Consider the following 13041-nt stretch of genomic DNA (forward strand, 5'->3'; position numbering starts at 1 on the left):
TGATTTATGTTCTTCTTACTTTTTGGCGTCTTTCTCCATCATATCTCCGGATTTGCTGTCATCTTTCATCATGTCTCCGCTCTTGCTGTCTTCCTTCATCATATCTCCGCTCTTGCTGTCTTCCTTCATCATATCTCCGCCCTTGCTGTCATCCTTCATCATGTCCCCGCCCATGCTGTCATCCTTCATCATGTCTCCGCTCTTGCTGTCTTCCTTCATCATGTCTCCGCTCTTATTGTCCTCTTTCATGGTGTCTTCCATCTTGGGGGCATCTTTCATGTCGTTTCCTTGAGCAGCGCTGCTGCCACAGCCACTTAACCCAAGTACCGTGGTAGTAAGGAGTAACATCAGTAATAATTTTTTCATCCTTTAAGCACCTCTTCTTTATTTAATTCATCCCTGGGGCATGCCCGGGGAGTGTAATTGTCTTCATTATAAGCTGCTTTTTGAGTCGCCGGAATTGAATGGTATCGGATAAAACCTGAATTTAAGCAGGTATTTATACTATTGCTTGCACAGAATTATTTCGGAGGCCTATGCCTCACCTCACTCACAATATGCCACTCATTCAGCATCTGAACGCCAATGGATGCTAAGCTACCTGTCAAACAAAATTTTCATTATATGTAATGCAGCTTCAGCTGCACAGATGTCTGATACTAAAAAATTAACAGCCGGTCCATTATGAACGGGCTGTTAATTTTTTAGTATTCGTTCACCACGCTGGTGGCTGTTTTGGCTCTTTTATTCGAACTAACCCGGGGCTGACTGAGACTCTTATTTAAGGATTATCTCATTCTTTGCCGAGGGGGTGCTTCATCAGCCTTCCCGGCATAGGTCTGCACGAAGGAAGCATACCTTTTCGCCTCATCCCCTACAACGACCAAGTCCGTATCCAGCCAATTCCTGCGCCTGATCGCCACCATCGCCCAATCCTCAGCCTTTCCCTTGATATACTGTTGAGCACCTGCTGTTCCTTTCGACCAGATTTGACCGGAAGGCAAAATCAATTCCAAATAAATTGGCGTATCGGGCATCTCAACGCCATGGATCCGATAAGAATTGGGGCGGGCCTGCCAGGAGAGAAAGAGGGTGTGAACGATTCGCTCCGCCACTTTTACAGGAATTTTCAGGTGATCATAAATATCGGTGGAATGGGCCCATAATTCCATCAGGCGGGCTGAGGCCAGGGATCTAGCCGACATCGGCAAGTTAGGCGCCCAGGGTATGCGGGCCTTGGGATCGCTGTTGTATAAAGCCCAGTTCAGCTTGGTGCGGACCTGACGCCACCAACTCAATACTTCGGCCTTGCTCATGTTCCGTTTTTCCGGACATCTGTAGAATTCATCATGGGTGCCCGGCGGATTGGCATCCCCCAAACTTTCAGCTTCACCTAAAATCAATTTCCCTGCCGCCTCATCAAAAAGAGCAATATGAATGATCTCATCTTTAATGGTCCACAGCCCCGGAACTTCCTCCTGCAAACCCATCGGTTTAATCACTTCCTGCCATTGTTGCTCTGTCAGGTTATCCACCAGACTGTCCACCAAAGACTGTTCCGCCAATAGATCATTGAGTATGGCTTTCATCGCCCATCTCCCCTATCTTAAGCATTTAATTTCACATCGTTTCCGGAAAATCCTTACGGGCAAAAGTGGCCCGGAGCTTGTACTTTTGAATCTTCCCCGCCTGATCCACCGGAAATTCATCCACAAATTCCACCAGGCGGGGTTTTTTATAGCCGGCCAGGTATTTTTTACAGTGTTCCTGAATCCCTTCCCCCGTTACAGCCTGCCCGGGTTTAGTCTTAATCACCGCCATCACGGCTTCCCCAAACCTGGGGTCCGGTACCCCAATCACCGCACAGTCATCAACGGCGGAATGAGTACGGATAACCCCTTCCACTTCCTGAGCGAAAACATTTTCTCCTCCGGACTTAATCATATCCTTTTTGCGATCCATGAAATAGTAATAGCCCTTTTCATCTTTCCTCAGCAGATCTCCGGTATAGACCCAGCCCTCTTTGATCACTTCCTCGGTCAGTTCCGGTTGATTATAATAACCGGTCATCACCGAGGGGCCCCGGGCGATGCATTCACCGGTTTCGCCAACCGGGACTTCCCGGCCGCTCTCATCCACAAGCCGCAATTCGAGGAAAGACATCTCTTTCCCTACACTTTTGGTCAGCTCCGGGTTGTTTTCGAGCACCTCCCGGGTCAGCACAAAGGTGGTGCCTACCCCGCCTGTTTCAGTAAGCCCATAACCGCACCGGACGACACAGTTGGGGAAAACCTTATAGAGTTTGCGGACAATCTCCGGCGAAGTACCCCCCGCCGATGAATGAACGGACTTGACGGAACTCAGGTCGTATTCCGCAAGTGAGGGCAAGGCAAAAATCCGGTGATAGGAAGAGGGCGGCAGCAGCATGACATTGGTAACGCTCTCCTCCTGAATCTGCCGCAGAATTTTCTCCGGTTCAAATCGGTCACAGACAATCAACGTGTTGCCCGCTCCGATGGCCACATTCAGCCAGGAGAGCCCGGCCTGGTGGCATAAAGGAGACTGGGTCAGCATCACCCGGTCAGGCCCTCCCAGTTCCAAGGCTGTTGTGATGCCGATCACCTGGAAAATCTCCTGCCGTTGGGTTCTCATCACCCCTTTGGAACGCCCGGTTGTTCCTCCGGTAAACTGTATTCTGCACAAATCTTCTTCGCCGATCAGTATATCCGGTTCTTCCTCATGGTCATGGTCTGTCAAGGCCTCAAAAGCATACTCTCCCTGTATTGGTTGTTCACCCACCCGTATCATCAAGGAGATCGTCTTAACATTCTCCTTGACTTGCCGGACTTTATCATCAAAAAGCTCATGATAGACGAACACCTGGCAATCTGCCTGCTCAAGCAGGCAGCCAATCTCTGGGGAAGCCAGGCGATAGTTTATGGCTACCGAGACGGCTCCGATCTTTTGCACCGCATAGTAAAGTTCGACAATCCGCAGTCCATTGGGCAGCAGGTAAGCTACTTTATCCCCTTTTGTCACTCCCAGCTCCAAAAGACCGTGAGCCAGCTTATTAACCCGCCTATTTAATTGAGCATAAGAGATGCGCTGCCGGTTACAGACGATTGCCGTTTTTTGCGGATATCGATTAGCATTTAAGGTCAAAAGAAATCCTATATGAAGAGGAAACAAATTGTTCATCCTTTCTGCGCTTCCCATCCATCCTACCGGAAAAAGAGCTAGAGCAGCAAAGCGATGCGGTTAAGTTCTTCGGCCATCGCTGATATTTCCTGGATGCCGGCTGTCACTTCTTCGGTAGCGGCGGCCTGTCCCTGACTGGATTGAAGGGAGTCCATACTTTTTAGATTGATCTGGTTAACTTTTTCCTGAATAGAATCCGTTAGTCTTTGGATTTGCGGAATCGTGCTGCGGGTTTGTTCGGACAGCTTTCTTATTTCGTCAGCCACAACCCCGAATCCGTTGCCCTGTTTTCCCGCCCGGGTCGCTTCTATGGCTGCGTTAAAGCCCAGCATATTGGTGGCATCGGCGATCTTTCTGATCAAGGCCATAATACCCCTGATATCCTCGGTATGAGCGGCAACCTCTCTGATCTTGTCGTTCTGCACTTTCTCATTGGTATGAATATCCGCAGCCGAGGCCGTCAACTGCTGGACGGCCGCCGAAATCTCCAAAAGACCTTTTTCCATATCGGCCGCTATTTGCCGCAATTCCACCGCGGTCTTTTTGGGGGTGATAATCCCCAAAACGGCAACGATCTCATCCTTATTCTCCTCATCGAACAAAGGATAATTAGCAACCGTCACCGGAACCCCGTACTTTTCTTCCCCCATTTCCAGAATCACCGGACTCTGGGTTGACAAGGCTTGCCGGGCCGCTTCGTCTTCTTCCAGGTTCTGCCCCAGATGGAAACTCTGCAAATCAAATCTGGAGGAGGCTTGTCTCATCACAACCTTTTTTAAATCCGAGATATACAACAGGGCGCCATCATGATACATTTCCGCCAGGATCGGGGCAAAATTGCCAAAAGCGGCAATGACCGGATGAATTCGGGGCCAAGCCATATTGAAAGCCCCCTGAACCTGATCATATTCATCCACATAGGGAAGGGTAGACATAATCAACCGCTCTCCCTGCTTGGATCGTTTGATCGATTGATTGAGCAGGAGGGTCCGTTCCTTCATTGCTCTGATGGATGAGTATCTCTCATCCAGCTGATCTCCTGTTTTGACGATCTGAATTCCGAACTTCTCAGAGCTTTTCGTCCAAGTTACAGTATTTCCTTCCACCAGCCAAAACATCGCCCCGCCGGGTATGGCATCCACCAGCACCTCGGCCAGCAGCTTACAGGAGTTTATTGCTCTCTGATCAAGCATCTATGTCCTCCTTTTAAATTTTATTTGACTCTGTTTTTCCGCCTTTCCCAGTACTCTATAAAACTAAACTCCCTTTTTAATAATATTTTTCTCATAAAAAGAAGCTATTTCCCTTGCGCTGAAGCCGGCCTCAGCCAATATATCTTCGGTATCCATGCCAATGGTCGGACAGCCCCGCCAGATATGTCCGGGATTATTTTTTAATTTAGGCACGATATTTTGCCCGGTAATGCTTTGGCCGTCAACCGTCTGCCACCGGGTGATGGTTTCCCTGGCCAGAAAGTGAGGATGATCCGGCATCATTTCATGATTCATAAGCATACTGCAGGGGACCCCGGCAGATCTCAGGATCTCTTCCACTTCCCGGGCCGTTCTTTGCCGGCAAAAATCCTCAATGGCTGCCTCCAGCTTTTGTCCGCCTCTGGTATCCAGCTTATAGCTGCCCGAAGCCGGAAATTCATCCGTCCCATAGGTGAAACCGAAAATCGGCAGTGCAGCTTTAACCACACCAACCCCCAACAGTACGATATAGACCTCTTTGCCGTCTCCGCACCGATAGCTGTTAAAGCCGGCATTGTTGTTATTTCCCATCCCCCGGCGGTAAACCCGCTCCGTATGGTTCCAGCTGTCCAGGGGCCACCCTGACTGGCATCTTAAAATGGCCTCATATTGAGCCACATCGATACTGTCTCCCTCTCCTGTGCTTTGAGCGCGGATATAGGCGGCCAGAGCGGAATAAGCCGCCAGAAAACCCGTATAATAATCGGCAATGCTAACTTCTGCGGGGGCAGGCCGAGTGCCGGGCAGGCCATTCATAGACATCAGACCGCCAAAGGCCTGAGCAATTGGATCATAAGAAGCCCGGCCGGTGTAACTGTTGTCCCCTGTCTGGCCGAATCCGGAGATATGCACGATCACCAACCGAGGATTGACTTCCCATAGGACCTCATCTGTGAGCCCCCATTTCCGGTATTGTCCTCCCCGGGACGCCTCAATAAAAATGTCGGTCTCCCTGATTAGACGCAAAAATATCTCTTTTCCCGCCGGGGTCGGGATATTCAGGGCAATGGTTCTTTGGTTCCGCCGATCCAGCTGAGAGGCCATCCCTGGACCATAGCGGGTAATATCCATGGCTTTGGCGCTCTCCACCCAGATCACATCCGCTCCCATATCCGCCATGAGCGCCGCGGCGAATGGCCCGGCAATGGACATCGAAGCATGCACAACCCGGACTCCTTGAAGGGCCCCCCTTTGGGGGGCATCCACACGCTTAACCATATTAACACCTCTTCTTCCATACTTTTTACCGGGAGTCCCTTTTCTCCGGAAACTGCTCCCAACTTCCTTTAAAAGAGCAAGGGGCCTAAAATCAGGCAAACCAAGGCCCCAATCGCCGGGGCTACAATGGCCAGGGAAACTGTGTATTTATAAATTTCCCTGGAACAGACCCATTCACTGTTCCCATGCATCAAAGCCGCCAAAGGACTGGAGGCCGGAAACACGATCCCCATAAGACAGGAGACACATAAAGCCACCGTGAGCATCTCGGGGCTGATGCCAACCACCGGGGCGTAAGTGCACACCAGAGGAACTAAAATCAGACCCACGATGATATCCCCCATAAAAACAGTCATAAGGACAGAGACTCCTATAAAGAGAAAAACAAACACTTCAGGACTAAGATGAGCATTTAAAAGCGGGCTGAAGAGTTGCATAAAAACCTCTTTCACTCCGGTCTCTTCGCTGGTCATCGCTTCAGCCAGAGGCAGCGCCGTCCCCAATAAAAACAGGCTTTGCCAGGGAATCCCCTCACGAATCAATTCCACGAAATTGACAAATTCCACCGAATTTTTCTTCCTGAGAAACGCTACAAAGGCTAATAGCAGCACAACGATTCCCGTATTCCCCAGCCTTTTGAGAAATTGCGTCAGCCCTAGATCTGCGGGCAGTATCCCGGGCAAAAAGAGCAGGATAATCAGTACTCCTAATAGAGTGATGACCTGTTTCTGATACGTATTCAACTTGAATGTGTTGGCATAAACAAATTTGCTTTGGGCTATGAGGGTGACATCCGGTCTGAAGACAAATCTGCACAGGCCGATATAGCCCAGCACCGCGAAATAGCCGATGGCGGCTGCCAAAATGGTAAAGCTCATAAAATCAATCTGCAGACCGGTTTGCTTGGTAAAGACACCGGTTAAGATGACAGCCATCATTTTATAAGGCAAAGCAGCATGCCCCATCAGGCCGGCAAAGACAATACCCACGATCATAAGTTTGGGATAGTGATCCTTTTTGGTAAAGCCAAAAACCCGACAAAGTTTATATAATATCCCCCAGCAGATAATAATTGCCGGCGTAACACTAACTAAAGCCGCTACCACATAGGCGGCAGTCAGAATCAAGAGTGTAAGCATCCAGGGCTTCCCGCTGGCAAACCGCCTGGAGACCACCCAATTGGCAATAACTTCAGTAATTCCCGCTTTATCAACCATAGCGGCAAAAATGAGAATAAAAAAAACAAATAAAAAGGCGTCCCCACCATAACCCATTTGAAACGCTTCTGGTACAGTAGTGTATCCGGTCAATCCCAGGGCGATCAAACCTAATAAAGCAGGCCAAAGAATCCCTACCGTGGACCATGCGTAAATGACCCCGGCAAAAATACCGATAATCCGCATACCAAGCGGTGTCAGAGGCTCAATAACCGGAAAATACCAGCCTCCGAAAATCAGAGCAATCACGATCAGGCTGTTCAGATAATAAAGAATGTTTTTCCACGATTTCTCCCTGGTTTCTCTTTTATGTGCAGACATACACTACCCTCCATACGCCTTGTATTGCCATTTTCACCCGGGCTGCACTTTTTTAAACTCATGGGCAGACAAGAGCGTCACGGATTTATTCGCCGAATACTTACACCTGGGCTAGCCGGACCGGCAATACCTGATGCAAAAACCAGGTATTGCCGGACTTTAAACTGCTGAACTCCGGCTATGATAGGTCGCTATAAATTAGAATAAAAGATTGCCTAAGGTTAAGGACAAGATGATTCCGATGACTGTTACCACCACAACTAACGGAGTACCATATTTGATAATATCTTTGGTGCTGACCCACTCTGTATTACCGTGGAGAAGGGCTGTCAACGGCCCTGCCGAAGGGAGAAGGATAGCAATGTTACAAAATACACTTAATGAAACGACCAGCATTTGAATGTTGGCACCGATACCGGATGCATACGTGATGGCCATGGGCACCATGAGCATCCCCACAACGACGCCACCCATGAATTGCTTTAGTAGAGCCGCGATGACCAGAATAAGAATAACAAACACGACCGGATTGGCATTAGCGCCCAGAATGGGAGTGAGCATTTGGGAAAGCAGTTCCTGAACACCGGTCCCTTTGGTGGTCATAGCGGTGGCTAAAGGCATGGCTGTGCCCAGAAGGATCATGGTTTCCCAGGGAACGCCGTTTTTGATGGTATCGACCAGATTAACATAGTTGCTGCCGTCTTTCTTTTTGATAAAGGCCACCAGGGCTAAAATCGCGATCACAATGCCGGTATTGCCCAGAGCCTTAAGGAAAGTCAGCACCGGTCCTGCCGGCAGAAAACCGGGCAGAAACAAAAGCAAGACCATCAGACCCAGCAACCCGCTGACTTGCTTTTGATAAGCATTCATGCGGAGGGTATTTTCCATGACAAAATCGCTCTTCTGAATAGCCCTGACATCGGGACGGAAGATGAATTTGCACAAGGCCAGATATCCCAACACCCCACCATAGCCGATGGCGGTGGCCAGAACAGTAAAGGAGAGAAAGCTGATTTGCAGTCCTGTTTGTTTGGCCAGTACGCCCATCAGCATCACCGGAAGGGCTTTAAAAGGCAAGGCCGCCATTCCCATCAAGCCGGCAAAAACGATGCCGATAACCATCAGCTTGGGATATTTGTCCTGATTGGTATAACCAAACACTTTGCAAAGCTGATACAAAATTCCCCAGCAAATAATAATGGCCGGTGTGACGCTGATCAGGGCGGCAATAATGAAGGCGGCGGTGAGAAGCATGGTGGACAGCACCCAGGGCTTGCCTTTGGCAAATTTTCTGGAGACAGCCCAGCTGGCAATCACGTTGCTTACCCCTGCTTTGTCAATAATCGCAGCAAAGGTAAGCATGAAGAACACGAATAAATAGGTATCTCCTCCATACCCCTGGGCAAAGACAGCGGACACGGTGCCAAACTCGGTAAATCCCAGAGCAATGGCCCCCAATAAAGCCGGCCAGATCACGCTGACCGTGGCCCAGGCATAAACGACACCTAAGAAAATCCCTACAACCGCCATACCAAAGGATGTTAAGGGGGCAATCGGCGGCAAGTATTTAAACCCGAACATCAAAACCAACGCAATGATACTATTGAGATAATACCAAGTATTTTTACCCGATGGATTGGCACTTGCAGAACTCATAGCCATGACAAACCTCCTGTTTCATCATAATTCTTTTTTTCCGTTTGGCAAACCTAACTTCTGAAGTTGGAATCGTGTCTGACTTCTTTCCGGCACCACCTCCTTGGCCGCCCCTGTGTTTGCAGGCCCCGGGCATTGGGTGGGCTGCAAACACAGAGGTGATGTCTTTATCTGTATTTCTTAAGAATATTTCTTCCTGCAATATGGATCATAACCTGATCGGTTCCGCCGCCGATCCTGTAATTGCGGGCATCCCTCCATAATCTGGAGATACGGCAATCGTTGGTATAACCAATTCCGCCCATGATCTGCAGGGCATCATCGATGATTTCGTTTCCTGACTGAGCGCAATAAAGCTTGGTCAGGGCCGAAGTAATCTGAGTTGAGATGCCATTTTCTTTTTCCCAGGCCGTTTTATAGATGAGATTTCGCATATTCTCAATCTTCAGGGCCATATAAGTGATCTTCTCCTGGATCAATTGGAAGGTCCCGATGGGCTTGCCGAACTGGACTCTTTGATTGGCATAACGCACTGCGTCCTCAAAGGCGCACTCTGCCATTCCTAAAATGGTGGCGGCCATCAGCAGTCTTTCCGTCTCAAAATTCTTCATCAATTGCAGGAAGCCGTGGCCTTCCTGACCGACAATGTCCTTTTCTTCCACTTCCACGTTTTCCAGATAGATTTCGCAGGTCTCCAGCATATGCCAGCCGATTTTGTGAAGCTGTTCCACTTTGATTCCCGGCGCACTCATGGGTACCCACCACATGGTAAAGGCTTTGGTCTTGTCTGTCTCATCACAATTGCGGGCCATACAAAGCAGGTAGGGATTGGTCAGCGCGCCGCTGATAAAGGTCTTGTGCCCGTTAAGGTACACTTTGCCGTTTCTCCGGGTATAGGTGGTCTGAATGGCTGAAGTGTCCGAACCGGCCTGGGGTTCGGTAAAGCCGATGCAAAACGGGACCTGTCCCTGTTTTACATAATGCATGGTGATCTTCTTCTGTTCTTCGGAGCCGTAGGTGAGCATATTGTCCAGCTGAAAAGCTTGGGTAAAGACATTGATAGGACCGCCGTTTTTGGCTATTTCTTCTTTGACCAGCAGAAGAGTCAGGAGATCCACCGGGGTGCCGCCGTATTCTTCCGGAACCCCCAGTAAGCCGAAGCCGTTGTCTACCAGAGCTTTGGCGAATTCCACCGGGAACCGCCCTTCTTCATCGCATCTTCTGACATAGTCTTCCGGGCATTCCCGCTCCATCAGTTCTTTAAGGCTTTCCAGCAATAATTCCTGTTCTTCACTTTTCTTAAAATCCATGTTCCTCAAACCCCTTTATTTCTTATTATTCCGCAAAGCAGCCTTGTAAGCTTTATGCTCTTCTGTCTGGGCGCAAAAAGGCGAAGACTGAAGCTCGGCTTCCATCACGGCATTCAGCAGCTGATTAATGGTTGAATTGGTAATCCGTTTGGTGATTTTCATGGGCAGGGAAGGCATTCCCGCCAATCCTTGGGCCAAAGACATGGTGGCCTCTTCAATCTCGGCGTCAGGAAAAACATGATTGACGAACCCCATCTGCCAGGCTTCCCGGGCTTCCACAACCCGGCCTGTAAACCAAAGTTCTTTGGCACGGTAAAGCCCGATGGTCTGAGGTAGGAAGAGCAGGGCACCCATTTCCGGCACGATGCCCACCTTCAAAAAGTTGGAGGAGAATTTAGCACTTTCCGAGGCCATGAGCAAATCGCAGGCCAGAGCCAGGCTCATACCTCCTCCTACGGCATACCCCCTGACCATGGCAATGACAGGCTTCTCCATCTGCTGAATGATTTGGACCACCCGGCAGTATTTTTTCAAGGACGCCCGGGAATTCTCGATGGTGGGTGTGGTTCCCGCCCCGGCCTTCAGGTCCCCCCCTGAGCAGAAATGTTCTCCTTCTCCCTTCAAAATGATCACTTTGACGGCTTCATCCTGATCCAGGCTTTCCAGAATCCCGGCCAGCTGCTCCATCATCCCGGGATCGATGGCATTTCTGCGCTGGGGTTTGTTCAGAACAAGGGTGGCGATTCCACTATCTTGTTTTTCAACATATACTGTGTGTTCCATCATGCACGTTCCTCATTTCTCCGCCGTTCTCTATAATTCCATAGCGGCCCGGTAACCCTTTTTGGTAGCATCGGCCATGCGCTTAGGATCTTCACAATCCCCGATGACTTTAAGAATGGGCACCTTGCCTTTGAGCCGGTCGGCTAGCTCCAGATTTTTTTCAAAGCCCAAAGTCACGGCCACGGTGTCTGCCGGGTAGATTGCTTCTGTGGAATCCTCCCGTCTGAATTTTACTCCTTCTGCAGTGATGGCCAATACTTTCGTTGAGGGCTCCATTTGGACATCGGGAGATTTCTTGAATTTGGAGACCACATGAAAGCGGTCACTGGCACCCACATCATAGCCAATCTTTTTCCGCTCTTCCAGGATGGCCATTTTTCGTTGATGAGCCAGCAGTTCCTGACCCAGCTCGCAGCCCGGCAAGCCGCCGCCGATAATAGCCACCCGCTTGCCGAAAGGCCAGGGCATGCCCATCAGGCTTCTCACAAGCTTGGGGGAGTAGAATAAGCGCAGAAATACAGCGCCCCCATTCCACATCACTTTGTTGATCAGACCCGGTTTCTGCGGAGGTTTGCCATTGAGCATTTCCAGAAAATCGTGGGACCGGACCACATCTCCCCGCTCTACGCCGGGTGCTTTGAGGTCCACCGGATGCCCACCCACGGCGATAATAACGGCTTCCGGTTTTTCCGACCGCACCAGTTCCGGTGTAACCAGGGTGTTCAGTTTCACCTGAATGTTGGGCGTTTTGCTGAGCTGGGCTTTGTAGTAGCGGGTCAAGCGCTCATAGGTAGGACTGAAAATAGCGCTCATCACCAGGCAGCCCCCGACTCTTGGCCCTCGCTCATAAAGAGTGACCTGATGCCCTCTTTTGGCTGCTGTCAAAGCTGCAGCCAATCCTCCCGGTCCGCTGCCCACCACCATGACTTTCTTCGGACGGGCTACCGGTTCAACCGGGGTAAGCAATTCGGGGCCCAGACGGGGATTGACACTGCAATATTCCAAACCGTGACCGGCCGCCATTTCATCCAGGCAACGGCAACAGGTGATGCACATTTGAATATCTTCCAGTCTGCCTTCCCTGACTTTGTTGGGAAACTCCGGATCTGCGATGCAATACCGCACCCCACCGATCAGATCCGCTTTTCCTTCAGCCAGCACCTTTTCCATAACCAGGGGATCGGTTTCCCGATAGCCGGTCACCACGGGGATTGTGGCCACTTTCTTTATCTCAGCGGCAATCCATGACCAATGTCCGTCAGGGATTTCTTTGGTGGTCAGGGGCACGGAGCTTTCATGCCAGCCCACCGCCAGGTTATGCCAGGCTACACCGGCCTTTTCCAGGTAAGGAACAATTTGCTTGGCGTCTTCGATTTCATTGCCGTTTTTGACATAATCAACCGGGGACCAGCGGATCAGCACCGGAAACTCCTGGCCGCAGGCTTCTTTGACGGCCTGAACTACTTCCATGGCAAATCGGCAGCGATTTTCCACGCTTCCGCCGTATTCGTCGGTTCGGTTATTGGTGGCCTTGGAAAGAAAACGGCTGAGCACCCCTCCTACCCCGGCAAGCAGCTCGATGCCGTCCCAGCCTGCGGCCTGGAGAATCTTGCCGCAGTTGGCCACCTGAGTCGCATAAGTTTTGATGTCTTCTTTGGTCATGGTCTGGAAAGGGCCGACCCCTTTGAGGATCTGAATGTCGGAGGGACCGAAATGTCCTTCCGGTTCATTAGTGTTTCGCCGCCAATCGTGGAGGGCCAAGGCCTGTCCAACCAGCAAGCCGCCATGTTTATGAACGGCTTCAGCCATAGCCCGCAAATGGGGCAGATGCTCCGGGGCGTAGGCATTGGGCAAAGGATGCCTTGACTGCCTTGGATAAAAGGCCACCGATTGACAGATCAAGGCATAACCGCCTTTGGAGCGTTCTTCCAAGTAATTAAGAAAGACCTGAGTCGGTTTATTGTCGTCCGTAGTATAGCCATGACCCGGAGACATGGAGGTTGTAATCATTCGGTTCCGCAAGGTCAGGCTGCCTACTTTAATCGGCTTGAATAAGTGGGTAAACTCGCTCATCATTATTCCCTC

Annotated in this window: 10 protein-coding genes; all 10 read right to left on the reverse strand. The window is 50.3% G+C overall.

Annotated elements, in window-relative coordinates; all coding sequences use genetic code 11:
* Nucleotides 1–15: 15 nt before the first annotated feature.
* Complete coding sequence (locus tag DHAF_RS22930) at nt 16–366, reverse strand: hypothetical protein (RefSeq protein ID WP_015945329.1); 351 nt, start codon at nt 364–366, stop codon at nt 16–18.
* 422 nt (nt 367–788) lie between these two features.
* Nucleotides 789–1589: a TIGR03084 family metal-binding protein gene (locus DHAF_RS22935; protein WP_015945330.1), complete on the reverse strand. Its 801-nt coding sequence runs from the start codon at nt 1587–1589 to the stop codon at nt 789–791.
* A 31-nt stretch (nt 1590–1620) separates the two neighbouring features.
* A complete protein-coding gene (locus DHAF_RS22940; protein ID WP_015945331.1) occupies nt 1621–3198 on the reverse strand; it encodes a class I adenylate-forming enzyme family protein in 1578 nt (525 codons plus the stop codon).
* Between the two features lie 38 nt (nt 3199–3236).
* On the reverse strand, nt 3237–4391 hold the full coding sequence (locus tag DHAF_RS22945) for a methyl-accepting chemotaxis protein (RefSeq protein WP_015945332.1): 1155 nt from the start codon (nt 4389–4391) through the stop codon (nt 3237–3239).
* Between the two features lie 63 nt (nt 4392–4454).
* Nucleotides 4455–5669, reverse strand: a complete 1215-nt coding sequence (locus DHAF_RS22950) for a CoA transferase (RefSeq protein WP_015945333.1) — start codon at nt 5667–5669, stop codon at nt 4455–4457.
* Nucleotides 5670–5737: 68 nt separating this feature from the next.
* A complete protein-coding gene (locus tag DHAF_RS22955; RefSeq protein ID WP_015945334.1) occupies nt 5738–7207 on the reverse strand; it encodes an SLC13 family permease in 1470 nt (489 codons plus the stop codon).
* Between the two features lie 198 nt (nt 7208–7405).
* Entirely contained in the window at nt 7406–8869 is a 1464-nt protein-coding gene (locus DHAF_RS22960) for an SLC13 family permease (RefSeq protein ID WP_015945335.1), read from the reverse strand.
* Nucleotides 8870–9030: 161 nt separating this feature from the next.
* Nucleotides 9031–10173, reverse strand: a complete 1143-nt coding sequence (locus DHAF_RS22965; RefSeq protein ID WP_015945336.1) for an acyl-CoA dehydrogenase — start codon at nt 10171–10173, stop codon at nt 9031–9033.
* A 15-nt stretch (nt 10174–10188) separates the two neighbouring features.
* On the reverse strand, nt 10189–10959 hold the full coding sequence (locus DHAF_RS22970) for an enoyl-CoA hydratase/isomerase family protein (protein ID WP_015945337.1): 771 nt from the start codon (nt 10957–10959) through the stop codon (nt 10189–10191).
* A gap of 27 nt (nt 10960–10986) precedes the next feature.
* On the reverse strand, nt 10987–13032 hold the full coding sequence (locus tag DHAF_RS22975; RefSeq protein ID WP_015945338.1) for an oxidoreductase: 2046 nt from the start codon (nt 13030–13032) through the stop codon (nt 10987–10989).
* Nucleotides 13033–13041: the final 9 nt, after the last annotated feature.

The organism is Desulfitobacterium hafniense DCB-2, from assembly GCF_000021925.1.
Taxonomy (GTDB): Bacteria; Bacillota; Desulfitobacteriia; order Desulfitobacteriales; family Desulfitobacteriaceae; genus Desulfitobacterium; species Desulfitobacterium hafniense.